32 protein-coding genes are annotated in these 25,620 nt (G+C 58.4%); 18 read left to right on the plus strand and 14 right to left on the minus strand.

What is annotated here, in order from left to right; translation table 11 throughout:
* The first annotated feature begins 96 nt into the window (after positions 1-96).
* Positions 97-1,608: a lipopolysaccharide biosynthesis protein gene (locus tag EUU25_RS11220; protein WP_158901013.1), complete on the plus strand. Its 1,512-nt coding sequence runs from the start codon at positions 97-99 to the stop codon at positions 1,606-1,608.
* Here the strand turns inward: EUU25_RS11220 and EUU25_RS11225 are convergent.
* Positions 1,598-2,536, minus strand: coding sequence for an isopenicillin N synthase family dioxygenase (locus EUU25_RS11225; RefSeq protein ID WP_158901015.1), 939 nt, complete (start codon positions 2,534-2,536; stop codon positions 1,598-1,600). The genes EUU25_RS11220 and EUU25_RS11225 overlap by 11 nt on opposite strands.
* 64 nt (positions 2,537-2,600) lie before the next feature.
* On the opposite strand from EUU25_RS11225, the gene EUU25_RS11230 reads away from it, so the two are divergent.
* The 3 genes from EUU25_RS11230 to EUU25_RS11240 all read left to right on the plus strand — a co-directional run bounded on the left by EUU25_RS11230 (position 2,601) and on the right by EUU25_RS11240 (position 4,154).
* Entirely contained in the window at positions 2,601-3,014 is a 414-nt protein-coding gene (locus tag EUU25_RS11230; protein ID WP_158901017.1) for an EVE domain-containing protein, read from the plus strand.
* Positions 3,011-3,883: an ATP-grasp domain-containing protein gene (locus tag EUU25_RS11235; protein WP_158901019.1), complete on the plus strand. Its 873-nt coding sequence runs from the start codon at positions 3,011-3,013 to the stop codon at positions 3,881-3,883. Before EUU25_RS11230 ends, EUU25_RS11235 begins: the two co-directional genes overlap by 4 nt.
* An 88-nt stretch (positions 3,884-3,971) precedes the next feature.
* Positions 3,972-4,154 (plus strand): CsbD family protein, encoded by a 183-nt coding sequence (locus tag EUU25_RS11240; RefSeq protein WP_158901021.1) that lies wholly within the window; start codon positions 3,972-3,974, stop codon positions 4,152-4,154.
* 51 nt (positions 4,155-4,205) lie between these two features.
* Here the strand turns inward: EUU25_RS11240 and EUU25_RS11245 are convergent, their stop codons facing one another.
* The 11 genes from EUU25_RS11245 to EUU25_RS11295 are packed head-to-tail and all read right to left on the minus strand — an operon-like array spanning position 4,206 to position 12,170.
* On the minus strand, positions 4,206-4,892 hold the full coding sequence (locus EUU25_RS11245) for a glutathione S-transferase family protein (protein ID WP_158901023.1): 687 nt from the start codon (positions 4,890-4,892) through the stop codon (positions 4,206-4,208).
* A 12-nt stretch (positions 4,893-4,904) separates the two neighbouring features.
* Positions 4,905-6,164 (minus strand): serine hydrolase domain-containing protein, encoded by a 1,260-nt coding sequence (locus EUU25_RS11250; RefSeq protein ID WP_246162692.1) that lies wholly within the window; start codon positions 6,162-6,164, stop codon positions 4,905-4,907.
* Positions 6,165-6,172: 8 nt separating this feature from the next.
* Entirely contained in the window at positions 6,173-6,814 is a 642-nt protein-coding gene (locus tag EUU25_RS11255) for a CoA transferase subunit B (RefSeq protein WP_158901025.1), read from the minus strand.
* Positions 6,811-7,137 (minus strand): DUF5076 domain-containing protein, encoded by a 327-nt coding sequence (locus EUU25_RS11260; protein ID WP_158901027.1) that lies wholly within the window; start codon positions 7,135-7,137, stop codon positions 6,811-6,813. Before EUU25_RS11260 ends, EUU25_RS11255 begins: the two co-directional genes overlap by 4 nt.
* A complete protein-coding gene (locus EUU25_RS11265; protein ID WP_158901029.1) occupies positions 7,134-8,039 on the minus strand; it encodes a 5'-nucleotidase, lipoprotein e(P4) family in 906 nt (301 codons plus the stop codon). Before EUU25_RS11265 ends, EUU25_RS11260 begins: the two co-directional genes overlap by 4 nt.
* Positions 8,036-8,497 (minus strand): hypothetical protein, encoded by a 462-nt coding sequence (locus EUU25_RS11270; RefSeq protein WP_158901030.1) that lies wholly within the window; start codon positions 8,495-8,497, stop codon positions 8,036-8,038. Before EUU25_RS11270 ends, EUU25_RS11265 begins: the two co-directional genes overlap by 4 nt.
* Entirely contained in the window at positions 8,497-9,207 is a 711-nt protein-coding gene (locus EUU25_RS11275; protein WP_158901032.1) for a CoA transferase subunit A, read from the minus strand. Before EUU25_RS11275 ends, EUU25_RS11270 begins: the two co-directional genes overlap by 1 nt.
* Positions 9,208-9,249: 42 nt before the next feature.
* On the minus strand, positions 9,250-9,909 hold the full coding sequence (locus EUU25_RS11280) for an HAD-IA family hydrolase (RefSeq protein ID WP_158901034.1): 660 nt from the start codon (positions 9,907-9,909) through the stop codon (positions 9,250-9,252).
* 8 nt (positions 9,910-9,917) lie between these two features.
* The gene (locus EUU25_RS11285; RefSeq protein ID WP_158901036.1) at positions 9,918-10,613 is read right to left on the minus strand and encodes a VIT1/CCC1 transporter family protein; all 696 of its coding nucleotides are present in this window, start codon (positions 10,611-10,613) and stop codon (positions 9,918-9,920) included.
* Positions 10,614-10,628: 15 nt separating this feature from the next.
* Positions 10,629-11,549 carry an SMP-30/gluconolactonase/LRE family protein gene (locus EUU25_RS11290; protein ID WP_158901038.1) on the minus strand — a complete coding sequence of 307 codons (921 nt, stop codon included), beginning with the start codon at positions 11,547-11,549 and terminating at the stop codon, positions 10,629-10,631.
* A 42-nt stretch (positions 11,550-11,591) separates the two neighbouring features.
* The gene (locus EUU25_RS11295; protein ID WP_158903356.1) at positions 11,592-12,170 is read right to left on the minus strand and encodes a GNAT family N-acetyltransferase; all 579 of its coding nucleotides are present in this window, start codon (positions 12,168-12,170) and stop codon (positions 11,592-11,594) included.
* Between the two features lie 160 nt (positions 12,171-12,330).
* On the opposite strand from EUU25_RS11295, the gene EUU25_RS11300 reads away from it, so the two are divergent.
* Genes EUU25_RS11300 through EUU25_RS11315 form a run of 4 tightly spaced genes read left to right on the plus strand, consistent with a single transcriptional unit; the run spans position 12,331 to position 16,349 of the window.
* On the plus strand, positions 12,331-13,140 hold the full coding sequence (locus EUU25_RS11300; protein ID WP_158901040.1) for a universal stress protein: 810 nt from the start codon (positions 12,331-12,333) through the stop codon (positions 13,138-13,140).
* A gap of 58 nt (positions 13,141-13,198) precedes the next feature.
* Positions 13,199-14,527 carry an amino acid permease gene (locus tag EUU25_RS11305; protein WP_187351270.1) on the plus strand — a complete coding sequence of 443 codons (1,329 nt, stop codon included), beginning with the start codon at positions 13,199-13,201 and terminating at the stop codon, positions 14,525-14,527.
* Positions 14,528-14,568: 41 nt separating this feature from the next.
* Positions 14,569-15,996: an NAD-dependent succinate-semialdehyde dehydrogenase gene (locus EUU25_RS11310; protein ID WP_158901042.1), complete on the plus strand. Its 1,428-nt coding sequence runs from the start codon at positions 14,569-14,571 to the stop codon at positions 15,994-15,996.
* Complete coding sequence (locus EUU25_RS11315) at positions 15,996-16,349, plus strand: YbaN family protein (RefSeq protein ID WP_158903358.1); 354 nt, start codon at positions 15,996-15,998, stop codon at positions 16,347-16,349. The genes EUU25_RS11310 and EUU25_RS11315 overlap by 1 nt, the downstream gene beginning before the upstream one ends.
* 3 nt (positions 16,350-16,352) lie before the next feature.
* On the opposite strand, the gene EUU25_RS11320 is transcribed toward EUU25_RS11315, so the two are convergent.
* On the minus strand, positions 16,353-16,868 hold the full coding sequence (locus tag EUU25_RS11320) for a sterol desaturase family protein (protein WP_158901044.1): 516 nt from the start codon (positions 16,866-16,868) through the stop codon (positions 16,353-16,355).
* Between the two features lie 94 nt (positions 16,869-16,962).
* Between EUU25_RS11320 and leuC the strand changes: the two genes are divergently transcribed.
* The 8 genes from leuC to grxD all read left to right on the plus strand — a co-directional run bounded on the left by leuC (position 16,963) and on the right by grxD (position 21,639).
* Positions 16,963-18,393 carry a 3-isopropylmalate dehydratase large subunit gene (gene leuC / locus EUU25_RS11325; protein WP_158901046.1) on the plus strand — a complete coding sequence of 477 codons (1,431 nt, stop codon included), beginning with the start codon at positions 16,963-16,965 and terminating at the stop codon, positions 18,391-18,393.
* A gap of 82 nt (positions 18,394-18,475) precedes the next feature.
* Positions 18,476-18,769, plus strand: coding sequence for a hypothetical protein (locus EUU25_RS11330; protein WP_158901048.1), 294 nt, complete (start codon positions 18,476-18,478; stop codon positions 18,767-18,769).
* 62 nt (positions 18,770-18,831) lie between these two features.
* Positions 18,832-19,041 carry a hypothetical protein gene (locus tag EUU25_RS11335; RefSeq protein WP_158901050.1) on the plus strand — a complete coding sequence of 70 codons (210 nt, stop codon included), beginning with the start codon at positions 18,832-18,834 and terminating at the stop codon, positions 19,039-19,041.
* A gap of 5 nt (positions 19,042-19,046) precedes the next feature.
* Positions 19,047-19,640, plus strand: coding sequence for a 3-isopropylmalate dehydratase small subunit (gene leuD, locus EUU25_RS11340; RefSeq protein ID WP_158901052.1), 594 nt, complete (start codon positions 19,047-19,049; stop codon positions 19,638-19,640).
* Between the two features lie 41 nt (positions 19,641-19,681).
* Complete coding sequence (locus EUU25_RS11345) at positions 19,682-20,677, plus strand: NADPH:quinone oxidoreductase family protein (protein ID WP_158901054.1); 996 nt, start codon at positions 19,682-19,684, stop codon at positions 20,675-20,677.
* A 68-nt stretch (positions 20,678-20,745) separates the two neighbouring features.
* On the plus strand, positions 20,746-21,069 hold the full coding sequence (locus EUU25_RS11350) for a DUF1476 domain-containing protein (protein WP_158901056.1): 324 nt from the start codon (positions 20,746-20,748) through the stop codon (positions 21,067-21,069).
* On the plus strand, positions 21,069-21,299 hold the full coding sequence (locus EUU25_RS11355) for a BolA family protein (RefSeq protein ID WP_158901058.1): 231 nt from the start codon (positions 21,069-21,071) through the stop codon (positions 21,297-21,299). Before EUU25_RS11350 ends, EUU25_RS11355 begins: the two co-directional genes overlap by 1 nt.
* A gap of 16 nt (positions 21,300-21,315) precedes the next feature.
* A complete protein-coding gene (gene grxD, locus EUU25_RS11360) occupies positions 21,316-21,639 on the plus strand; it encodes a Grx4 family monothiol glutaredoxin (protein ID WP_158901060.1) in 324 nt (107 codons plus the stop codon).
* A 47-nt stretch (positions 21,640-21,686) separates the two neighbouring features.
* On the opposite strand, the gene EUU25_RS11365 is transcribed toward grxD, so the two are convergent.
* Positions 21,687-22,925, minus strand: coding sequence for an MFS transporter (locus EUU25_RS11365; protein WP_158901062.1), 1,239 nt, complete (start codon positions 22,923-22,925; stop codon positions 21,687-21,689).
* Between the two features lie 63 nt (positions 22,926-22,988).
* Between EUU25_RS11365 and EUU25_RS11370 the strand changes: the two genes are divergently transcribed.
* Complete coding sequence (locus EUU25_RS11370; RefSeq protein WP_158901064.1) at positions 22,989-24,062, plus strand: YeiH family protein; 1,074 nt, start codon at positions 22,989-22,991, stop codon at positions 24,060-24,062.
* Positions 24,059-25,555 (plus strand): glycerol-3-phosphate dehydrogenase, encoded by a 1,497-nt coding sequence (locus tag EUU25_RS11375; protein WP_158901066.1) that lies wholly within the window; start codon positions 24,059-24,061, stop codon positions 25,553-25,555. Before EUU25_RS11370 ends, EUU25_RS11375 begins: the two co-directional genes overlap by 4 nt.
* Positions 25,556-25,620: the final 65 nt, after the last annotated feature.

The following is a 25,620-nucleotide window of genomic DNA, read 5'->3' on the forward strand; positions in this document are numbered from 1 at the left end:
ATTCCGTCAACAGCCTTTTGCAATTTTATTTCAAAAATTTTGCACTGGCCCGGAAATTCGAGGCTTTGGTAAGCTTTTGCCCTTAACAGGAAGAGCATGGATATTAGTGCCCTGAACCAAGATGTAGCGTCCGAAGACTTTGGAAAGCGGGTTAAATCCGCGGTTTTCTGGAGATCAGGGACGCAAATCCTGTCGCAGCTGATCAGCTGGGGCGCGACTCTTTCCGTCATCCGAATCCTTGAGCCGAGCGACTATGGTTTATTTGCCATGACATCGGTCGTGCTCGTTTTTCTCAACTTTTTGAATGGCTACGGCTTCGTTTCGGCACTGATTCAGTCGGAAAAGGTCGAGCCGATTCGGATTCGACAGGCTTTTGGCATGCTGATTCTTCTCAATGCGGGCCTTGCCGCCATCCAATTCTTCGCCGTCGCCCCCCTCGCGGCAGCCTATTATGAAGAATCGGTCGTGGGCGAGATGCTCCGGTGGCAGTCACTTATATATCTATCGACGCCTTTCCTGATTCTTCCCGAAGCGATGCTCACCCGGAATCTGGATTTCAAAAAGCCGGCGATCGTGAATCTGACATCCGCATTTGTTGGCGCGGTGATTGCTTTGGGGATGGCCTTTAATGGCTACGGCGTTTGGACTCTTGTCTTCGCACCCATCGCTATTTTCTGGACGCGGGCAATTGCGTTGATGATTGCGACCCGATTCTGGGTGCGCCCAAGCTTCAACTTCAAAGGAGCAGGATCGATTTTCAGCTTCGGCACCATGATGCTGGTCGCCCATGGCTTCTGGATCGTGCAAAGCCAGTGCGACATCTTCATCGCCGGACGCGCCTTCGATAACCATCAGCTGGGCCTTTATGCCGAGGCTTTGTTTCTGACGCAGATCTTTGCCGCAAAATTTGTGCCGCCGCTGAATGAAGTCGCCTTCCCCGCCTATGCCAGGCTGCAAAATGACCGGGAGGCGCTCTCCGCCGGCTTTTTGAAAGCCGTGCGGTTGATCATGCTTATATCCTGCCCGCTCTATCTCGGCATGGCGGTCACCGCGCAGCCGCTTGTCGATGTGGTGATGGGACCCAAATGGACCGAGGCCGCGCCGCTTGTCGCGATTCTCGCGCTGGCCATGCCGGTGATGACGCTGCACATATTATTTGCGCCCGCCTTAAATGCGCTGGGTCTGCCGAATATCGTTGTCCGCAATTCGCTCTTCGGTGCACTGCTCATGCCAAGCGTCTATCTCTTCGCCGTCCAATATGGCGCCGATGGCCTCGCCTGGGGATGGCTGGTCGCGTTTCCGATCCTTCTTCTATTCACCATCTACCAGGCGCGGCCGCATATCGGTTTTGGTATCGCCGGTCTGGCCAGTGCAGTTCTGCCGGGCCTTGCCGCAGCGGCCGCAATGGCGGGACTTGTCTGGACGCTGGACCATATGGTCCTGACCGCGCTGTGGCCGGATGTGCCCGCCCTGCTTCATCTGGCCGCGCTCGCGGCTGCGGGCGGGATCGTTTATACCGCCATGCTCTGGTTCGGAGCGCGGGCGACATTCATGGAAGTCGTCAACCTGCTCGTCAAACGCAAGCCGCCCGAACCCGCTATGCCTTGAGCAGGCCGATTTCGATCAGCCGCTCTTTCAGATAATCGTCTGCAAGAATCGGATCGGGATAACGATTCGGATTGTCCGCACTGATGCACTGCGGCAGCGTCGCGATCGGGAAGTCCGAACGGGCGTGCAGGAAATAGGGCATCGAATAGCGGCTGAAACGCGATCGTTCGCCCGACGGGTTGACCACACGGTGGGTGGTCGACGGCAACACATGGTTGGTCAATCGCTGCAACATATCGCCGACATTGACGGCGAGGCCACCCTCCGGCGGGGACACGTCCATCCAGCTACCATCCGGGCGCAGGATCTGCAGGCCGGCTTCCTCTGCACCAAGCAACAAAGTAATCAGATTGATATCCTCATGCGCGCCGGCGCGTATGCAACCTTCCGCGTCGCCGGCGATGGGCGGGTAATGCAAAAGGCGCAAAATCGAATTGCCGTCCGCAATGGCCGGATCGAACCAGTCCGCAGGCAATTCGAGATAACGGGCAATCGAGGACAGGATTCGCGCGCCGACCTTGTCCATTTCGGCATAGAGGGTTTCAAAGGTCTCTTTGAATTCGGGAACAGGTGGCCAGACATTGGGCAACATCGATGTAGCGAGCGGGCTGGACGGGTCCATCGTCCGGCCGACATGCCAGAATTCTTTCAGGTCATGGAATTCGGCACCCTTGGCGATTTCTGTCTTGAACGGCGTATATCCCCGTTGCCCTGCGAGCGCCTTGTCATAGCCGCCCATCTTTTCCGATTCGGGCAGCTCGAACAGCTCTTTGGTCAGGGCCCAGGCCTTGGCAACCAGCGCGGGGTCCAGGCCATGGTCAACAACAGTTGCAAATCCATAGGTCTTGAAGGAATCGCCAAGCTGCTGGCCAAGGGCATCAGCGTCGTCGTGGCGCAGTGAAATAATAGGCATCATACTCATATCCATGCAAATAGCCCTTGACCTAAAGCGTGGCCAGCGAAATTGACTTTGATCAAACAGGAGCTTTCGCATGAAAAAACAATATTGGCTGATGAAGTCGGAACCCGACGTATATAGCTATGACGATCTGGTGTCCGAAGGCGAAGGCACGTGGGACGGGGTACGCAACCATACGGCAGCCATCCACCTGCGGACAATGAAAGTGGGCGATGAGGCCTTTTTCTACCACAGCAATATCGGCCTCGAAATTGTCGGGATCATCACGATCAGCCAGGAGCATTTCATCGATCCCACTGATGAAAAGGCCCGCTTTGTGGCCGTGAAGGTGAAGCCGGTGCGCAAGATTGCCAACAGCGTCACCCTAAAAGCTATCAAGGCCAACCCGAAACTGGCCGCGATGGAGCTGATCCGCCAGTCCCGCCTGTCCGTTGCGCCGGTGCGACCGGAGGAGTGGAAGGAAATCCTGAAAATGGCCGGCGAATGAGACCGGCCTCGCTAGCAATATTTTGCCCTGTTCCCAAATATGAAGAAGACTGGTCGCATATAAAGGCCGATTATATTCGCCTGCTTGGTGAAGACACGGTCTTTGTCGATTGGACACAAGCAAAAGATTTGACGGAATATGATCTAGTGACCCCCTTGCTTGCCTGGGGATATCAGCGCGATTGCCCCTGCTGGTTCGATCTGCTCGACCGGTTGGAGCGCGACGGCATCCATGTCAGTAACCCTGTTCGAATCCTGCGTTGGAATAGCGACAAAGCCTATCTGGCCGAACTGGAGGCCGCCGGCATTGCAACGGTGCCGACCCGCATGGCTGAAGCACTGGATGACGCAGCACTGGGGGAAGCGCGTGTCGCGTTCGGCGCGACGGCATTGGTCATCAAGCCCCCCATATCGGGCGGCGCCGACGGAACATTCCGCCTTGAACGGGGCGATCCGATCCCGCCATCGGTGCGGGGGCAGCGTATGATGATCCAACCCTATCTGGCCAACATCGCTGATGAAGGGGAATATTCGCTTTTCTATTTCGCGGGTCGTTTCAGCCACGCCATCATCAAACATCCCGCCAAAGACGATTTTCGCGTGCAGGACCAATTTGGCGGTTATGAAGAAGCAACCGAAGCGCCGGCCCTGTCGAAGGACCTAGCCGAAGCAGCGCTGACAGCGGCATCGAAGATCACGCAAACCGAGGCGCTGGCCTATGCGCGGGTGGACATGCTGCGCGATGGGGAAGGCCGTTTCCGATTGATGGAATTGGAGCTGATAGAGCCTTCACTTTTCCTGCGATTTGCCGCTGATTCGGGCGAGGCATTCGCCCATGCGCTTCGGTCGAAAGCATCTTCCCGGGGATGAAGGATGGAACCAATTACCCGCGTAGCGATTGACTCTGCGTATCGGCCTGCAGTTCCGCAGAGCCGGATCGCGCAGAAAGGAACAGATCATGGGCGAATTGAAAGACAAAGCCAAAGGCCTCGGCAACGAGATCGCCGGCAACATCAAGCAGGCTGCTGGCCGTGCCACCAACAACCCGCAGCTTGAAGCTGAAGGCATGGCGCAAGAGCGCAAAGGCGAAGCTCAAGGCCTGAAGGGCAAGGTGAAGGGTGCATTAGGCGACAAGGTCTAATTCCTCCCCCAATAGCAGATAGAGGGTCGCCCATGTGGCGGCCCTTTTCATTTACGTCTTGCGGAAGTCGGCTGTAACCTCGCCACAGGCCCGAAGCTCTTCTTCATGCCCTTCTTCACGCCAGCTTTCGGTCAAGGCATCCTTTTCCCATGCCAGCATCGGATCGAGGCCCAGCATATGATCGACCCACTGCTGCCCGGCCTTGCCGACATCAAGGCCATAGGTCCGCACACGAAAAGCAACCGGGGCAAAGAAGGCGTCGACCGCTGTGAATTTTTCGCCCGCAAGGAAGGGGCCGCCAAAATTGTCCAACCCTTCGGTCCATAGTTCGGCGATGCGCGCCACGTCGCGGCGCAGCGCGTCGGACATTGGCTTGGTTCGGACACGCACACCAACATTCATGGTGCAGTCGTTGCGCAGGGCACTAAATCCGCCATGCATCTCACAGGTCGCGCACATCGCCCAGGCCCGGGCTGCTTCTTCCATCGGCCAAATCCCCTCGTGCCGGTCGGCAAGGTAAAGGGCTATCCCCAATGAATCATGGATGGTGCGTCCATCATGCTTCAGCACCGGCACCTGGCCGGTCGGCGAAAAGGCGCGGAACGCGTCATAGTTGCTAACCGCAGCAAAGGGTTCCAGCGTGTCGACAAAGGGGATGCCAAGATAGGTCATCAATAACCATGGCCGAAGGCTCCAGCTCGAATAGTTCCGGTTCGCGGTGATGAGTGTGTATGTCACAAAAATGCCCTTTCACTGTTCCGCGTCGGGGGTCGACGCCAACGGTGGCAAATCGCTGAAGTCCAGCCACTGGCTATCCGCTTTCCCATAATAGCTGTCCATGACGGCAAACGGAATGCGAAACGGTCGCCCCCAATTGCTGTTCCACATCACCACGGCGCCCGTGCGCGTGGCCGGTTCGAAGATCATGGTCGCGCGATAGCCGTCGACAGCGCCCGAATGCCCTGCAAGGCGATGGCCGTCATAGGTGAAATTCCGCCAGCCGAGGCCATAGCTCGCATCGCTGTTCGCCTGCCGCAATGCCCCACCATAAAGATTTTGTGTGGCGACACGGGGCATATGCGTGATGCGCAAGGTCGATTCAGGCAACACCTTCGCCTGCTGCCCCATCATCGCCTGCATCCAGCGGGCAAAGTCGACAATGTTGCTATTCACCCCAGCAGCGGCGGGCACCCGCCAATAGGCATCGCGCAAGGTGCGAACCTGCGCGCCGTTATGCGGACGAGCCCATTGCTTGGCCCCGGTCAGTCCCGCCATACCATAGGTCGCACTGGTCATGCCCAAGGGCAGGAACAGCCGTTCGCTGACCGCATCCGCGAAAGGCCGCTTGGCAGCCTGCGCCAATATCTCACTGGCATCGTCAAAGGCGATATTCTGGTAAGTATGGCACGTCCCGGGCAGGCATTGCAGGGGCGCAGCGAACAGCCGCGCCCGCAAGTCGGCCGGATTTTCGCCCTCCTCCAGCTTTTCATCATAGGCATTTTTGGTGAGCCCGGTTTGCTGGGCCAGCAATTGCGCAAATGTCAGTCGTGTTTCCGCCCCGCCCGGAAGCCGGAGCGAGCTTTTCCACGACGACACAGGTTGTTCCAAATCGATAGCGGCTTCACTCGCCAAATTTGCCGCAAGCGCCCCGGTCACTGTTTTGGAGACGGAGGCCCACCGAAAGATGCTGGCAGGCGTAACCGGGCTTCCGTCGGTGCGGTCCAGCACGCCGTAAGTCCCCACAAAGCGGAGCTCGCCATTTTCAACAATGGCCACGGCGAGACCCGCCATCTCCGGCCGCGATGCCATTGCGGCAAGACGTCCGTCCAGATCGACATAGTCAATCCGGCCTTTCCATTCTTCCGGCGTATCGGGAAGATTCGAGGCCTTCTTGCTCGTAATCGCGCGGATCATTGCCGCCGGACTGTCGACGGCGGTTCCGGACAGACCGTACCAGACAGCCGCCCCTCCAATACCCACAGCAATCAGCGCTTTGGTAATCCGCCGCATCGTTTCGGTTAAACCGCAACCTCATAATGTGCTGTGGTCTTGGACGCGACCTCTTCGACTGTCACGCCCGGTGCCGTCTCGATCAGGCGGAAGGGTGAGGCGTGGTCCGGCCGTTGAAAAACCGCAAGATCGGTAATGATCATGTCGACGACATTCTTGCCGGTCAGGGGAAGGGTGCAACTCGGGATGAATTTCGGGCTTCCGTCCTTGGCATTATGTTCCATCACAACGATGATCTTCTTGACCCCTGCGACCAGATCCATGGCGCCGCCCATGCCCTTGATCATCTTTCCGGGAATCATCCAGTTGGCGATGTCGCCATTTTCGGCAACTTCCATCGCTCCCAAAACGGTCAGGTCGATATGTCCGCCGCGGATCATCGCAAAGCTGGCCGCACTATCGAAATAGGCGGTTTGCGGCAATTCGCTGATTGTCTGCTTACCGGCGTTGATCAGGTCTGCATCCTCTTCCCCTGCATAAGGAAAGGGACCAATGCCCAGCATGCCGTTTTCCGATTGCAGCGTCACTTCCATATCCGCAGGGACATGGTTCGCCACCAGCGTCGGAATACCGATGCCGAGATTCACATAATATCCATCGCGCAATTCCTGTGCAGCGCGGGCGGCCATTTCGTCGCGGGTCCAGCTCAATGTATCAGTCCATCTTTTTCGGTGGTGGGAATTTCGGTGATGATGTCGGTGGGTCGCGCACGTTCGGCATCGACGCCCTCCCAGATGCGGGCCAATGCCTCCGTCTCGGAAATGCCGGTGGCACGCGCCCAAGTCTTCGCCCCGTGCCGGATGCAATCCACCAGCGCGATTCCAAATCCCGCCGGATCGCCGCCGACTGGCACCGGGTTGATAAAGCAGGTGACGGGACCACCCTCCTTCGCCCAGACGCGCAGGAACTCCCGGCTATCGCCGATCAATTCCTGATAGGGCACAAGATCGATAGGAACGGGCTTTCCGCTCATGGGGCAGGCTCCCATTTGGTTTCAGCCGAGAATATCTCGTCATAGCCACCGCGGATCGACGGACCATATACGGGGTTGGAAAACAGGAACCAGCCATTGCCCCAAAGCGGCGCAATGGCTGGATGCGTTGCAAGCTTTTTACGGTCTGCAACTGAAATGCCCTTGGCGTTAAACGCATTGGCAAAATCACCCAGCTGGTCACCGGCCAGCGCCACGACGCAGTAACGGGCCGCGATGGTCGACCGGCGCGCATCCTTGCTGGAACCGGTCACATCATCGCCCATCAGGAAAAGCGTTTCGCCATGCTTGAACTCGCCAAGTCCTGCGGCACGCAGCGTATCCTCCGTGCCCTTGGCATTGGCGGATGTCCGGTTGGTGTTTGCGATAATCGTCACGCCCGCATCGCGCATGGTCTTCAGCGCTTCTATCGCACCGGGCATCGCCAGCGCCTTTCCGGCACCACTTTTTTCCCATGCATTCCAGATGGCCGGATCGAAATCCTTGCCCTGTTCAGCCATGAAGCGCATCGCGCCCACATTCCAGATCAGCGTTTCGTCCGCATCGAATACCGCCGCCAGGGGCTTGGTGCCGCAGCTATCAAAGCGCGGCGCATCGGGCGTTGAGCCGTCGGCCAGTACAGCCTGCGTTTTGATCGCGCGGTTCAATGCCTTGGCCCGGACAAATTGCGCCATAGCTTGATATGTCTGGGCCGACGCAATCGTTCCTTCGGCCGAACCATAGAGCCATTGCTGTCCCGTGGGGGGTGATGTGGGTGTGGGCTTTTCACCAATCTGCGTTGCTACAGCTTCCTTGGTCAGGACGGGTGCGGCAACCTGTTCCGCTTGCGTTGCGCATCCGGCAAGCGCCAATATGGCCAAAGAAATAGTCAAATATCTGCTCATGTAACCAGCTCCTTTGACTTACGCGCATTTGTCGAAATACTGGGCCACACCCGCCACGTTCCGACCGCGTAAACCAGTCCATATCCAAGCACGATCAACGACGACCAGATATTGAAAGGCGACCGCAATTGCGGCCAGATCAATATCGGAATGATGAACAATCCCCGCAGCAGATAGATTGAGGCGATTGCGACCAGAGCCGTCCGAAGCAGAGGCATGCGACCAATTCGGCCTGCCCCGGAAAAACCATAGGCTGCCCAAATAAACAATATCAGCGCAATCGCGGCGGTGACGATAGCAGGCTGCCATAAACCAGCTTCGGCTGCTTTCGCCATCTCTTCGCCTGCCCCAAAGAAACGATACCAATCGCCTCCGCCGATTATACAACCGATGTGGAGCAGCGCAGCACCCGCACTCAACCACCCCGCGATGGCGAGCAATTTTTGACCGTCCTGCATTAAGCAGGTTCCCGTTCGCGGACAGTCCGGAACTCGATCTTCTTGTCATAGGGCGCGCCGATGATCATGCGCTGCACATAGACGCCCGGCAGGTGGATGCAGTCCGGATCAAGAGTGCCGACCGGCACTACTTCTTCAACCTCGACCACGCACACCTTGCCGCAGGTTGCGGCGGGCAGATTAAAATTGCGCGCCGTCTTGCGAAAAACAAGGTTGCCGCTCTCGTCGGCTTTCCATGCTTTCACCAACGCCAGGTCCGCAAAAATTCCGCGTTCAAGGATATATTCCTCCCCGCCAAATTCTTTGACCTCTTTGCCTTCGGCCACAAGGGTCCCTACGCCCGTCTTAGTGTAAAATCCGGGAATGCCTGCGCCGCCTGCACGCATCCGTTCGGCAAGCGTCCCTTGCGGGCAGAATTCAACCTCAAGCTCACCGGCCAGATATTGCCGCTCAAACTCTTTATTCTCGCCCACATAAGACGAGATCATCTTCTTCACCTGCTTTGTGCGCAGAAGCTTACCGATGCCTTCATTGTCGATACCGGCATTGTTCGACACAAAGGTCAGGCCGGTCACCCCGCTGTCGCGCACCGCATCAAGCAGCCTTTCGGGCAATCCGCAGAGACCGAAGCCGCCGCTGGCAATCAAGATGTCGTTTTTCAAAAGGCCATCGAGCGCCGAAGCCGCGTCGGGGAAAAGTTTTTTCGCCATGAAATGCTCCAGTAATGTGGGAGAGACGGAACGCTATATCGCCTAGCCGCCAACCGGTCCAAAGGTCAACGCCAATAGCGCACCAAGTTCGTCCAACGCCTGTTCGCCGCTGGTGACCTTGATCGCCGCCATGCCCAATTGGGCGGCGGGTTTGCAGTTGATGCCCAGGTCATCGAGATAAATGCAGGCCGAAGGTTCCACAGCCAACGCCGCGCACATCATTTCGTAAATGCGCGGATCGGGCTTGCGAACACCAGCCTTTGAGCTTTCGATAACATGGTCGAACCGGGCCATGATCGATTCCACCGCCCGCGCCTTGTCCCCGTCTGCAGCCATGCCCGCGCCGTGTCCGGCCCGCACATTATTGGTGATGCACCCCAGCGCCAGCCCCTCGCGCTTCAACTGGTCGAGTGCGGCCACCATCGCGGGACGGATGTCACCTGCGAGGCAGGCAATTACTGACGCTCCGTCAAGGCTATGGCCCAAGGTTTCTGCCTCCTGCCGGAACAGCGCATCAAACATCTCGGCGTCAATTTCGGCACGCTCGAATTTCGCCCAGGCATTGTTATCGGGATCGGTCGAATTGACCTTGCGCACAAAATCGCGGGGCAAGCCACGTTCGGCTTCCATCCGGTTGAACGCCTCAAAAGGGGACGAGGTGATGACCCCGCCGAAGTCGAAAATAACCGTATTAAATGCCATAGACCCTCTTACGCGACGCTGGTGCCAAAGAGCGACCCGATAGCCGCAGTCGCCGCCATGGCAAAAGCACCCCAGAAGGTCACGCGTAAAACCGCTTTGCCAATAGGCGCCCCGCCTGCTTTTGCACCGATCGCTCCCAACAGTGCCAGAAACAGCAAGGCCGCGATGGACACCGACCATGTGAGCGTAGATGCGGAGGATAGTGGCACCATGGCGAGGGGGAGCGATGCACCCACCGCAAAGGACGCAGCCGACGCCAGCGCAGCTTGCACCGGACGGGCAGACGTGTGGGCGGCCATTCCCAATTCATCGCGCAAATGCGTGGCCAGCGCATCATGTGCGGTCAGCTTATCAGCGACTTGTTCGGCCAAAGCACGATCAAGGCCGCGCGCTTCGTAAATGCCGACCAGTTCCTCCCGTTCCTTCTCCGGAATGGTTTCCAGTTCCAGCTTCTCCCGCACGCGGTCGGCGCTTTCGGTATCGGCCTGCGAGCTTACGGACACATATTCACCAGCCGCCATCGACATTGCTCCTGCGACCAACCCCGCGATGCCGGTTAACAGCACATTGGCGGGACTTGCCTGCGCCGCAGCGACGCCGACGATCAGGCTGGCGGTGGAGACAATGCCGTCATTGGCGCCCAGCACCGATGCACGGAGCCAACCGATACGGTCGATCAAATGGGCTTCCTTGTGCCTCGGCATGCGACCTGTTCCTTTTCAATAGTTGAGCTTCAAACCCGGTCGTGCCCATCGTGTTTTGACCAGCCGCCCGCTGCCCGAAAGGCAGATATAGGCATCGCGCATATCTTCACCGCCGAATGCGATATTAGTGGTGAAGATGTCATCGGTAGCCACAAATTCGACCAGTTCGCCCTCTGGCGAAATCACGCTGATCCCGCATTCGCCGATGGTGGCGACGCAGATGTTGCCATTGGCTTCCATGCCGAGGCTGTCGAAAAATTTATAACCCGCCGGGCGATAGACCGGAATGCCAGGTCCTCCCGGTCCTGCATCCGCCGCAACCTTGCCGGGGGCGGTAATGTTGAACTTCATCAGACGGCATGTGTAGGTTTCTGCCGCATAGAGCGTCTTCCCGTCGGGCGAGAGTCCCACGCCATTGGGGTTGTTCGACGGAAATATGACCTCTTCCAGATGGCTGCCGTCGGCCTTTGCATAAAAGATGCCGACAATGTCATGGCACCGTTTGGCATAATCGACCTTGCCATGGTCGGTGAACCAGAAGCCGCCATGTTCGTCGAACACAATGTCATTTGGCCCGCGCAGCGTGCAACCGAAATCGCCCGACTTGTAGAGGACTTCTACCGCGCCTGTATCGAGATCGATCCGCTCGATCCGTCCGCCCGAATAATCTTTCGCGATGCCACGCGGTGCCAGAAAACCGTTTGAATCGAGATATTCAAAGCCGCCATTGTTGCAGCAATATAGCTTGCCGTTCGGTCCCATCGCCAGCCCGTTGGGCCCGCCGCCCGTTTTGGCGACCACAGACTTGCTGCCGTCTGGTGCAATGCGGGTGATTTGGCCGGACGCGATTTCGACGAGGATGATGCTGCCATCGGGCAGGATGACCGGTCCTTCGGGAAAGCGCAAACCATCTGCAACAAGTTCAAAATCGGCCATTATGTCTCCTCTCTCTCCCGCGTTTCCAATTTCGCGGCTATTCTATTTCGACGGCGCCTTCCGTTCATCGGGCTCGCGCTTCGGCGCCGAGCTGTCTCCTTCGCCCAGTGCAATCTGCATATACACACTATCCAGCCAGCGTCCGAACTTTCGTCCGACGCTGCGCATCCGGCCCGCATGTTCAAAGCCCATTTTGCCATGCAACGCCACAGAGGCCGGCTCCCCGCCCCCGATCACGGCAATCATCTGGCGAAATCCGAAGGCGGTGGATTGCGTAATCAACGCAGCGAGCAATTGCGATCCGATCCCCTGCCCCACATGATCCGACCGGACATAAATCGAATCCTCGCAGGCAAATCCATAGGCGGGGCGGTCGCGAAATTGCGACGCATAGGCATATCCGACAATTTCAGACCCCCGCGTTGCGACAAGGAACGGCCATCCTTTTTCCCTGATGTCCCTTATTTTCTCTTCGGTTTCTGCCACCGTGCGGGGCACGGTATCAAAGCTGGCACTGCCACTTTCGACATGCGCGGCGTAAATTGCCGCAAGCGCCGCTGCGTCGCCAACTTCGGCCGACCGAAGTACGCAACTGCCCGCACCAGATTCCCCCGTTTCCATGCGGAAGGGCTGACATAGAATAACCGACATGAAAAGTCCTTTAGCGCATCTGCCTGCGCGAAATTTGACGTCGATCAACGAACCGGCCGGAAAAGGGAGTAGCATGTCTTTGTGAAGCCGACTCACCCCCCTTTGTCGGCACAAATGGAAGGAAATGGCGATGAAATCGATCATGGTACATGCAGGCAGCGATTCCGGCTTCGAAGGCCGGTTGCAGGTTGCGCTGGATCTCGCACGACGGTTCAATGGACATCTCTCCCTGATTTTGCCCCGCCCTCCGCAGGACTATGTCGCGTTCGACATGTTCGGTGGCGCGCATTTCATTTCCGAAGCCTTTGATGCAGCAGAGAAAGAGCGGGCAAAGATGCAGGCCGGCGTTGACGCGCATCTGAAAGTCGAAGGCCTGCCATGGGACTGGCAGATTTTCGACGGCACCATTGTCGATGCCCTCGTCAACGCCGCCCGTTTGGGGGACATTCTGGTCATGTCGCTCGACGATACCGCAGCCCGTGTGGGTGGTCAGGGTCGCGCGCTGGTCAGTGATGTCGTCACTGCGTCGCGCACGCCCGTTTTGGCCGTGCCCCTGTCGTGCAAGAGCCTATCTTTTGACCGGGCCATGGTCGCCTATGATGGCGGCTTTGAAGCAGCGAACGCCGTGCGTGCAGCGCGGCCCCTGCTTGCCGAGGCGAGCGCAGTCAGGATTGCCGAGGTTGAAGCGGCGCCCGACGAGTTCCCGGTCACAGACGTTGCAGCCTATCTGTCACGACACGGCGTCAATGCGGAAATTGCCGTCGCGGCCAAAGGCGATGTCAGTATCGAAGAGCGCCTGTTGGCCGAAGCGAAAGACTGGCGTCCCGATTATCTCGTAATGGGTGCCTACGGCCATGGCCGCTGGCGGGAGGCAATCTTCGGCGGCGTAACGCGGTTCCTCTTGGCCGAAATCGGCGTGCCCGTTCTGCTCGCCCATTGATAACCATATTGGCATTCATCCCCCGGCGTGGCAGGTAAGCCGCATCGGGGGATAGGGTATGGATAAAGACACAATGGCGGCCAGCCGGCCCATGGGGTTCTGGATGGCGCTCGCCCTCGTAATGGGGAGCATGATTGGCTCGGGCGTATTTCTATTGCCCGCCAGCCTCGCGCCGCTCGGCTGGAATTCTGCTTTTGGCTGGCTAATCACGGTGGCGGGCGCACTTTGCGTCGCGGCGGTCTTTGGAAAGCTGAGCCGGATCCTGCCCAAAGCCGGCGGACCCTATGCCTATTCCCGTGCCGCCTTCGGTGACGGCGCAGGCTTTGCCATTGCCTGGGCCTATTGGATCTCCATGTGGGTTGGCAACGCCGCCATCGCCACCGGCGCGGTCAGTTATCTCAGCCAGCTTTTCCCTGTGTTGGGCGAACCCGGTATTTCGGCGGCGACCACGGTGGCGATCGTCTGGACATTCACGTTGATCAATATCAGCGGCACGAAGCTGGCCGGACAGGTCCAGCTTGTGTGGACCATCATCAAGATCATACCGCTGATCGCGGTGATCGGCCTTGCCGCCTATGTCCTGACGCAACAGGGCATCGCCGTCGTGCGCCCATTTGCGACTCAGGACCTGTCCTTGTCGGCTATTTCGGCGGCCACGATCCTGACACTTTGGGCGATGCTGGGGTTGGAGACAGCGACCGTTCCGGCGGATAAGGTGGAAAATGCGGAGCGCACCATCGGACGGGCGACACTGCTCGGCACCGGCGGTGCAGGGCTGGTCTACATATTGGTCTGCTCAGCCGTCGTCCTGATGCTACCGGCCGCATTGACCGCAGCCTCGCCAGCGCCCTTTGCGCTGTTTGTCGAAACCTTTGGCGGCGCGAATGCAGGGACGGCGATTGCCGCCTTCGGTGCAATCAGCGCACTCGGCGCGCTCAACGGGTGGGTCATGTGCCAAGGGGAATTGCCCGCCGCGATGGCGCGCGATGGCATGTTCCCCGCCTTTATGGGGAAAGCAGCCCCCAATGGCACACCACGCAACGCCCATCTTTTCACAACCTGCCTTTTGACTGTCGTCATCCTGATGAACAGCAGCCGGTCGCTGTCTGCAATGTTCGAATTTCTGATCGTCCTCACAACGGCCATCGTATTGGTCATGTATTTCGGCTGCGCTGCTGCTGCCGCACGCCTGATGATGCGCGGCCAGATCCCCGCGACCAAGGGGTTCACCGCGATCATCCTGTTCGCCATGCTTTATTCGCTGTGGACCATTTACGGCGCAGGGTGGGAGGCCTTGGGATGGGGGATCGCCTTGCTGTTTGCCGGGCTGCCGACTTTCTGGCTGATGAAAATTTCCCTCGCGCGGGGTTCCCATAGCGCGCCCTGAGGCCTACATGCCCCGCATAGAAAAAATTGCGGGATTTCCAAATGAACAGCACAAGCGAACTCGGTATCTACATCAACGGTAGCTGGCGGCGCGGCGAAGGTCGCGACATCCACAATGTCGTCAATCCGGCCACTGGAGCCGTGATTGCGGAATTGCCGCTGGCAACCGCCGCCGATCTGGACGAGGCACTAGACGCAACGGCCAAGGGATTCGCCCATTGGCGCGCCGTCGACGTTAATGAGCGCGCGGCAATTTTACACAAGGTTGCGGGACTTATCCGTGAACGTGCCGAAGATATTGCAGTGCTGCTGACCACCGAGCAGGGCAAGCCATTGGCCGAAGCACGGACCGAAGTCCTGTCCTGCGCATCGCAATTCGATTATTTCGCCGAAGAAGCCAAGCGCAGCTATGGCCGGGTTCTGGTGCGCCCCACAGGGCAGCGCTCGCTCGTCCTGAAACAACCCGTCGGGCCGGTAGCCGCCTTTTCCCCTTGGAACTTCCCGGTCAATCTGATGTGCAAGAAGATGGCCGCCGCGCTGGCCGCCGGATGCTCGATCATTGCCAAGCCGCCAGAAGAAACACCCCATTGCACCAGCGCGATCATGCAGTGCGTCATTGACGGCGGCGTTCCGGGCCATGTCGCCCAGTTGGTCTATGGCGTTCCCGATATGGTTAGCCGCCACCTCATTGCCTCACCGGTTATCCGCAAGGTCAGCTTCACAGGGTCGGTACCTGTCGGCAAACATCTGTTGAAGCTGGCGGCTGACGGCGTGAAGCGTACCACAATGGAGCTGGGCGGACACGCCCCTGTCCTGGTATTCGACGATTGCGATCTGGAAAAAGCCATCAAGCTGTCGTCCACGCAGAAGTTCCGGAATGCCGGACAGGTCTGCATTTCGCCAACGCGCTTTTATGTGCAGGAAGGCATTTATGACCGGTTCGTCGCCGGCTTTGCCGAAGCAACGAAGAAGGTGCAGATGGGCAACGGCCTCGATGCGAGCACCATCATGGGTCCGCTCGCCAATGATCGCCGTCCGCCCACCATTGAAAAGCTGGTGCGCGATGCCACCGACAAAGGGGCAAAATTGCTCGCTGGCGGCGAACGTGGCGAAGGTGGCTATTTCTATCAGCCCACCGTGCTGGCCGATGTTCCGATGACAGCCGACATCATGACGGACGAGCCCTTTGGCCCCGTTGCGTTGATCCGGCCCTTCAAGGATTTTGACGAGGCCATTGCGCAGGCCAATCGCCTGCCCTTCGGTTTGGCGGCCTATGCCTTTACCGAAAATGCCCGGCAGGCCAATCTGGTCGCCGACGCGCTCGACACAGGCATGGTCGGCCTGAACAGCTTTGTCATCTCGATGCCGGACGCGCCCTTTGGCGGGGTAAAAGAATCCGGATTTGGTAGCGAAGGCGGACCCGAGGGCCTCGACAGCTATTATGTCACCAAGGCGGTGCACCAATATTGATTAAAAGGCGGCTTTATCTCGCAGCCGGCTTCACATCGGTAGCACTGGGAACCTTGGGCACGGTTTTACCCTTGTTGCCCACGGTGCCGTTCATGATTTTGGCCGCCTTTTGCTTCGCGCGCAGCAGCCCGGCGCTTGAGGCGCGTCTGATGAACCACCCCCATTTTGGCCACCATCTGGTCGCTTGGCGGGAAAAGGGCGTTGTGTCGCGGCGGGCGAAATGGTCCGCCGCAACCGCTTTTGCCATCAGTATCGCGATCAGCCTTGCGACCCTGCCGCTACCATGGTCGTTGATCCCGCTGGGCGTCGCGGTGGTTTCCCTAACGTGGATCTGGCGGAGGCCCGAAGCCTGAATTTTAGAGAGCGGCGTCGCGGACCACGGCGATGCCTGCCTCGCGCTGGACCTTCAATTCCGCCTTCAGCTTGGCCGGATCCCGCGCAAAGACAAAGCCGAAGCTGACGCCGCCTTCCTTGCCAATTGTCGCATGGTGCAGCTTGTGGGCCTGCACGAGCCGCTTGGCATAGCCGCTGCGCGGCACATATTTGAAGTAACGCTGATGCACCAAACCATCATGGACCACGGTATAGATGATTCCATAGAACATGATGCCCAGGCCAACCCATGTCCCCGGCTCCCAGGCATTGGCGCCCAGAACAAGCGGGCTGCCGATGGCGAACATCGAAATGCTCATCACCGCGCCGACAATCCCGTAAAGATCGTTTTTCTCAAGGACATTATCGTGCGGCTCGTGATGGTCACGGTGCCAACCCCAGCCCCAGCCATGCATGATATATTTATGGCTCGCCCACGCGACCCATTCCATCGCAAGGACGGTGGCAAGAATAATCAACAGAATGACCGGAATGCTCATTCGGCCTCTCTAGCGACTTTTTATAGGAGAATGAAGTGCACAAGCAGTCGCCTCACTTGATTTCGCTGCAATCGCTTCTATGGCAACATTCATTATGTCAGCGCCCCAAACCCTTTACGAAAAAATCTGGAACGCCCATGTCGTCGAACAACGGGATGACGGCACTTGCCTGATCTTCATTGATCGCCATCTGGTCCATGAAGTCACCAGTCCGCAGGCTTTTGAAGGACTGCGCGTCGCCGGACGCACCGTGCGTCGCCCCGACCTGACTTTGGCAGTCCCCGACCATAATCTTCCCACGACCGCGCGGCGCGATGGTGCGGGCAACCGCATTCCCATCGCCGACCCCGAAAGCGCGGCTCAGTTGGACGCACTTGAACGCAATGCCCCTGCCTTCGGTATCCGCTATATTGCCGATGCCGATCTGGAACAGGGCATTGTCCATGTGGTGGGGCCCGAGCAGGGATTTTCTTTGCCGGGAACAACGATTGTCTGCGGCGACAGCCATACCGCCAGTCATGGCGGGCTTGGCGCATTGGCGTTTGGTATCGGCACGTCCGAGGTCGAGCATGTTCTGGCGACACAGACGCTCCAGCTCAAACAGTCCAAATCCATGGAAGTCCGTGTCGATGGTGAACTTGGCCCCGGTGTTTCGGCAAAGGATGTCGTGCTGCACATCACCGGCGTGCTCGGGGCTTCGGGCGGAACGGGTTATGTTATCGAATATACCGGATCGGTAATCCGCGCACTCAGCATTGAAGGGCGGCTGACCATATCGAACATGGCGATCGAACATGGCGCGCGCGCTGGTCTGGTTGCGCCTGACGATGTGACATTTGCCTATCTGAAGGGCCGTCCCATGGCCCCCAAAGGCGCGCAATGGGATGCAGCAGTCGCCTATTGGCGCAGCCTCGCCACCGATGCAGGCGCTGCATATGACAAGGTGGTCATCATCGACGCAGCCGATATCGCGCCCAGCGTCACATGGGGCACCTCGCCCGAGGATGTCTTGCCTATAACGGGATCCATTCCCGACCCCGCCAGCTTTGCCGACCCGTCCAAACAGGTCGCGGCGCAAAAATCGCTGGATTATATGGGCCTGTCGGCGGGAACCAAGCTTACCGAAATCGAGGTTCAGAATATCTTCATCGGCAGTTGCACCAACAGCCGGATCGAGGACCTGCGTGCCGCCGCCGCCGTGCTGAAAAATCGCAAAAAGGCCGATGCAGTCAAATGGGCGATCGTGGTTCCGGGTTCCGGCCTTGTGAAGCGGCAAGCCGAAGAAGAGGGGCTCGACCGGATATTTACCGACGCCGGTTTTGAATGGCGCGAACCGGGATGTTCGGCATGCCTTGGCATGAACCCGGACAAGGTGCCGCCGGGCGAACGGTGCGCGTCGACCAGCAACCGGAACTTTGTCGGCCGGCAAGGGCCCGGCGCGCGGACTCATCTGGTATCCCCCGCCATGGCGGCTGCGGCCGCTGTCACCGGGCGATTGACCGATGTGCGCGAGCTTAACCGCTGACAGAAATTACGGGGCAAAAGCACTTGGAAATCTTGACTCGCATTAGCTGCCGCAGGATGTAAAATCCTTGTTGGAGGGTAGGATGGCGAAACGTGCAGTCAAAAAGCAGGCGGGCTTAGCAGAGCCTGCACACCATATGGGCGTTGTTGTCGGTTGGACGCATCAGGACTTGGGCGCGTCGATCGACTTGCGCCTTCAGAGCACTGTATCCCAGCAAGCGCTTGACCAGAAAAAGATCGATAGCCACCATTTTCTGATGACGCGCAATCAGGCGCTCCTCCTTGCCAAATTTTTGCTCGACGCCACGGGCCAGTCGCTTCCGCAAAAGCAACGGCCTCCTTTGTGGCGCCGTCTAGCCCGCAGGTTCAACAAATAGGCCAAAGCCCCTTTACTTGTCCGGACGGCCAAAGCTAAGGCTGGGGGATAAGGAAATCAGCAATGACCGAGAAAAAGACAAAATCCGAAGACGAAAAATGGTCGACAGGCGCCAAAGTCGGCGCGGCTGTGGGCTCCGCTGCACTTATGGCGGCATTGCTCTATGCCGGTCGGCGCAGCCTGACGCAGAAGAAGGGCAAGCTGGAACCGCTGTCGCCCGAACCCGAAATTGATCCACAGAGCGAAAACCAGCCCAAGATCGACACGGACTGAACGCGATGCAGCCCATTTCAACCGTCGAAGGCCGCGCCTATCCCCTTGGCCTCAAAAATGTCGACACCGACATCATCATTCCCGCTGAGTGGCTGAAAACGATCAGCCGCACCGGCCTTGGCAAAGGCGCCTTTCAAAGCTTGCGCGCGGTCGAGGGCAATGTTTTCGACGATCCGGAATTCACCGGTTCCCCGATATTGATCGCTGGCGACAATTTCGGATGCGGGTCGAGCCGCGAACATGCTGCATGGGCCATGGCCGACCTCGGTATCTCGGCGGTTATTGCACCCAGCTTTTCCGACATTTTCTCGGGCAATGCGTTCAAAAACGGATTGCTGGCGATTGTGTTGCCCCAGACCGCGATTGACCGGTTGCTGGAAGTTGCAAAGACCGATCCGATCCATATCGATCTGGAAACGCAGACCGTAACGACGCCGTTTCAGGACCGGTTCGAATTCGAGATCGACCCTTTTCGCAAGTACTGCCTGCTGAACGGTGTCGACGAGATCGGCTTGACGCTGGAAAGCAGCGACGCAATCGGCAGCTATGAAAGCCGTCTGGCCCAAGACCGGCCCTGGCTGGTACCATCGGCCGTCTAAAAAATAATGGCGCGTTCGCGCACAGGTGAGAGGAACTTGAAATGAAAGCTTTACTGTCAACGGCCTGCGGTGGTCCCGAAACACTCGTCATGGGCGAGCTGCCGGAACCAGCAGCCGCACCCGGCACGGTTGTTGTTTCGGTTAAGGCTTGTTCGATCAACTTTCCCGACACGCTGATGATTGTCGACCTTTACCAGTTCAAGCCCGCCCGTCCCTTTGCCCCGGGTGGCGAGATTGCAGGCATAGTCGAAGCCGTCGGTGACGGCGTAACCGGCTTTGCCGTTGGCGACCGCGTTATCGGACTGTGCGGGAATGGCGGGCTGACCGAAAAGGTCGCAGTTTCGGCCTTCAATTGCTTCAAAATGCCTGATGCCATGTCGTTCGACGATGGCGCATCGCTTTTGATGACCTACGCCACATCGATCCACGCCCTGAAAGATCGCGGCCATATGAAGGAGGGCGACAATGTCCTCGTTCTCGGCGGCGCAGGCGGCATCGGCATTTCGGCAATTGAACTGGCCAAGGCCTTCGGCGGCCGCGTGGTAGCCGGTGTGTCGAGCGAAGCCAAGGCGCAGATCGCGCGCGAAGCCGGTGCCGATGACGTCGTCGTTTACCCGCATCAGCCGTTCGACAAGGACCAGTCAAAAGCCGTGGCAGAGATGTTCAAGGCCGCCGCGGGTAAGGATGGTTTCAACATCATCTATGACACGGTCGGCGGCGATTATAGCGAACCTGCCGTCCGTTCGATTGCCTGGGAAGGCAAATTTCTGGTCGTCGGTTTCCCCGCGGGCATCGCGAAATTGCCACTCAATCTGACCTTGCTGAAAAGCTGCGATATTTGCGGAGTCTTCTGGGGCGCCTTTGCCGCGCGTACCCCTGCCAAGAACCACGCCAATGTCGCTGAACTGTTCAGCTTGTATGCCGAGGGCAAGATCAAGCCGCGCATTTCCGAAACATTCACCTTGGAAAATGCCGGACAAGCGATTGCACGGCTCGGGGATCGGGCTGCCGTCGGCAAGCTTGTCGTGCACATTTAGCATGAGTCGCCTTGTCGATCAGCGCCTGAACCATTATCTTTGTCACATCCAATTACAGGAACCGCACCATGACCACCTTTGATAGTCGCGAAAATGCCTTCGAGAACAAATTCGCGCATGACGCCGATCTGCAGTTCAAGATTACGGCACGCCGCAACAAGCTGATCGGTCAATGGGCCGCGGAAAAGATGGGCCTGACGCCTGAAGAAACCACATCCTATGCGACTTCGGTTGTGCAAGCCGATTTCGAAGAAGCAGGCGATGAAGATGTCATTCGCAAATTGCTGGGCGATCTGACCTCCGCCGGTGTCGAGGTCGACGATGCCATGATCCGCGCCGCTCTGGACGCCAAGATGGTCGAAGCACGCCGCCAGTTTATCGAGCAAGCCTGATGGCGATGGCGGCGGACGAAATCGAAGGCATGATCAAGGCCGCCCTTCCCGATGCGTTGGTCGAGATCACCGATCTCGCCGGTGACGGGAATCACTATGCCGCACGCGTCGTCAGCGAGAGCTTTCGCGGATTGCCGCGCGTGAAGCAGCACAAAGCAGTTTATGATGCCTTGGGCGGAAAAATGGGCGGTGTATTGCACGCCCTGCAACTGACCACCGCAACACCTTGAATTTGGAGTGAAGAGTATGAGCGTGAACGAACGGATCGACGGAATCGTCAAGACGAATGATGTGGTGCTTTTCATGAAAGGCACGCCGCTTTTCCCGCAATGCGGTTTCTCCAGCAAAGCGGTCGCCATACTCGACCATCTGGGTGTCACCTATGAAAGCGTTGATGTGCTGCAGGACATGGAAATCCGGTCGGGCATCAAGGAATATAGCGATTGGCCAACCATTCCGCAGCTTTACGTCAAAGGCGAGTTTCTGGGCGGTTCAGACATCATGATGGAAATGTACGAAGCCGGCGAGCTTCAGGAACTGGTTACCAGCCAGGGACTAGCCAAAGCCTGATAAGCGGATGCGTCGAACCGGGCCTATCGCCCGCACGACGCCCCTTTTCATTCTGCGCTGTTTACGACCTCAAGCTTGGGCTGCATGATGTGGATCCAGAGCAGCGCCAAGAGATAGGCGCTGGCGCACATGGCGAACATCGGCGTGTAGCCATAACCTGAATCCAATGACCAGCCCGCGAATTCCAGCATCGCCGCGCCGCTGAGATTGCCCACCAGCGCACCAATTGCGATCACGCTGCCGACTTGCCGCGCCGGGATGATATCGGCGGTCATGCCAAAGATATTGGTCGAAAAGCCCTGATGCGCGAACAGCGCAAGACCGATGATCAGCGCCGCCATCCATTCATTGGGCGCCTGCAAAGCCAGCGGAATAGGCAAGATCAGAAGGGCGTAGAAAAACATCGAGGATTTACGCGCGCCGTTGGGCGTCATGCCACGGCCTAGCAGAATGGGAAACAGGATGCCGCTGGTCAGCGCACCGACAGCCGCCAACGCATAAACCACCGCCGTCGGCCCGCCTATTTCCGCCTGCCCCAGCCCGAACTGCCGTGCAAAGAAATCGGGTGCCCAGAACAGGATAAACCACCAGACAAGATCGGTCAGAAGCTTTGCACCGGCAACGGCCCAGGTCCGGCGTTCCTTCAACAGTTCGCGCCAGGGCGGTCCCTTTTCCTTTGGCTGGGTCGCCGCGATGGCCGCGTCGCCAAGAGGCGTCAACTTGCTCGTACCGAGCCACCAAAAGATCAGCCACACAAAGCCGAGAGCGCCCGTGATAATGAACGCCTCTTGCCAGCCATAGGTGATGGCAATCCACGGCACCGTCAGCGGCGCAAGGATCGCGCCGATATTGGCGGCACTATTGATTACGCCGATGCCGACCGACCGCTCGCGGATCGGCAGATAGGTTGCGGCCGATTTCATGGCGGCCGGCGTATTCACCGACTCTGCCACCGCCAAGGTGACGCGGGCGGCGACAAATTGCCCGACCGTGCTGGCATAGGCATGGGCCATGCCGGCGAGGCTCCAGACGGCAACTGCCAAACCATAGCCCCAACGCACGCCAAAGCGGTCGATAAACCAGCCTATTCCAAGCAATGCCACAGCCGTGGCAATCTGGAACGCAGAGCCGAAATGCCCGAATTCACGATCGCTCCAGCCAAATTCGACCTGAAGCGTCGGTTTCAATAATGCGAGAACCTGCCGATCAAGATAGTTCAGCGCTGTTCCGAAAAACAGCAGCGCGATCAGGCCGTAGCGAATCCACTTGCCGGTATCTGTTGCCATTGCGTCCTCTCTCCGGCCTGCTTAATGCTGGCATCTTTCACAGACTTGCCTATAGAAGGCCATATGACACCGCAAGACATAAACGCGAATTATATCGCCGACCTCTATGGCGAGACCTATCTCGCCGAGGAGAATCCGGCGGCGCGCACCCGTCTTGCGGTCCGTGCGCTCTTTCCCGGAATTGCGGTTGTGGCCATCGCATCCGCGGCGGCCACATGGTTTTCCGAACATTATGCCATGCCGGTTATTCTGGCGGGATTGTTGATCGGTCTTGCCCTGAACTTCGTCTCGGCCGAACGTAAGGTCCATCCCGGCCTTGATTTCTGCGGCACATCCTGCCTGCGTTGGGGCATCGTGTTGCTGGGGACGCAGGTCACCGCCATGCAGATTGGCAGTCTGGGCATTGTCGCATTTCTGGGCCTGATCGGCATCATGACGATCGTGATCGGCGCAGGCCTGCTCGGCGCGCATTGGGGTGGGCAAAGCCGTTATGCAGGCTGGCTTGCGGGCGGAGCCACGGCCATCTGCGGGGCCTCGGCGGCGCTCGCCATTTATGCCGTGATCGGGCGGGAACGCTTGAACCAGAACCAGTTCACCCTGACCCTCGTCGGCGTTGCTTTGGCGAGCGCGATTGCGATGTCATTTTACCCGTTAATCGCCGCGGCTTTGGATTTCAGCGACAAGCAGGCAGGCTTTCTGATGGGAGCGGCGGTACATGACGTGGCACAAGCGTTGGGTGGCGGATACAGCTATTCCCAAAATGCGGGCGAAGTCGCCACCATCGTCAAGCTTTCGCGCGTCGCGCTTCTGGCTCCTGCGGTTGCCCTCATCGGCTTGGCAATCGGAAGCAGCGGCGGAAAACCGAAGGGTCTAATCGCCAAGCTTAAGCTCCCATGGTTCATTCTGGCCTTTTTTGCCGCTGTCGCGCTCAACTCGGTCATAGATGCCCCGGCTTGGGTGGCTGAATATGGTTTGGTTGCATCAAAGGCGATGCTGCTTTTCGCGGTTACAGCAACTGCCATGCGGTCGCGTCTCGATCTGCTTTTAAGCCAGGGCTGGAAAGCACTATTGCCGGTGATGCTGGCTACGTTCATGGCCTTCGTCGCATCTGCCGCTTTCGCATGGGCATTTTTATGACTGAACAGATTTACGACCTCGTCATCGTCGGTGGCGGCGTCAATGGAGTGGGAATAGCCCGTGATGCTGCCGGACGCGGGGCGAAGGTCCTGTTGCTGGAACGAGGCGATCTGGCGCGCGGGACATCTTCGGCATCGACAAAGCTGATTCATGGCGGGCTGCGCTATCTGGAACATTATGAATTCGCGCTGGTGCGCGAATCTCTCATCGAGCGAGAACGGCTTTGGGCGATTGCGCCCCATATCATCTGGCCGCTGCGTTTTGTGCTGCCACACCAAAAGGGCATCCGCCCCGCGTGGCTCGTTCGGCTGGGCCTGTTTTTGTACGACCATATCGGCGGGCGCAAGAAATTGCCCGCCACCCGCACGCTTCACCTGCATGATTCCCCGGCAGGAGCGCCTTTGAAGCCCGAATATGACAAAGCCTTCGAATATTCGGATTGCTGGGTGGATGACGCACGGCTGGTTGTCCTGAACGCCTTGGATGCAGCAGAACATGGTGCGGACATACGCACCCGCGCCGAAGTCACACATCTCGAACGCCGTGACGGGCTCTGGCATATCGAAATTGCTGGCCAGCCTGCCGTTACGGCACGTGCCGTGGCCAATGCAGCCGGCCCCGCGGTGCTGGACCTGTTGGCGCGCACAACCGGACATCAGCGCAAGCCCGATGAGCGCATACGTCTGGTAAGAGGATCGCATATCGTCGTGGCCAAGATGTTCGACACGCCACAAGCCTATTTCTGCCAGAATCCCGACGGCCGCATTTTCTTTGCCATCCCCTATGAGGATGATTTTACCCTGATCGGCACCACCGATGCGGACCATCAAGGGCCGCTCGACAATATTACCGCGACCGAGGAAGAAATCCGCTACATCTGTGAATCCGCGGGCGTCTATTTCAAACAGAAGATAACGCCTGATGATGTGATCTACAGCTACGCCGGCGTCCGGCCGCTCGTCGACGACGGCTCCGGCAAACCCGAGACGGCATCGCGGGGCTATCATTTCGATCTGGACACCGATGCGCAGGGAACAGCGCCGTTGCTCTCCATCTTCGGTGGAAAAATCACCACCTATCGCCACCTAGCCGAGAGCGCCGTTGGCAAACTGGCCGAGTATTTACCGATGCTGGCGGGGCCTAGTTGGACCCTCGAAAAACCGCTGCCCGGTGGGGATTTCCCTATGGACGGGGCAGAGGCGTTGTGCAGCCGGTTCGCCACGCTTTATCCCTTCCTACCCATGCCGCTGATCCGGCGACTGGTGCGGTCCTATGGCACAAGCGCACAGAAGTGGATTGGCGAGGCCAAGGCCATCGCCGATCTCGGGACGGACTTCGGCCATGGTCTTTACGCGGCAGAGGTCGATTATCTGATCGACCAGGAATGGGCGCGATCGGCAGACGATATACTCTGGCGGCGCAGCAAGTTGGGGCTGCGGTTCGACAGCGCACAAGCCGCCGCACTCGATGCCTATGTACTCAGCAAGAGATGAGCTTGCAGCTTTAGCCTCTCTCGCCTAGCTTCGGGTCAGTGCCACAGGGGCCAAACAAGCTAAAC

It is taken from the genome of Sphingorhabdus lacus (assembly GCF_009768975.1).
Lineage (GTDB): Bacteria > Pseudomonadota > Alphaproteobacteria > Sphingomonadales > Sphingomonadaceae > Sphingorhabdus_B > Sphingorhabdus_B lacus.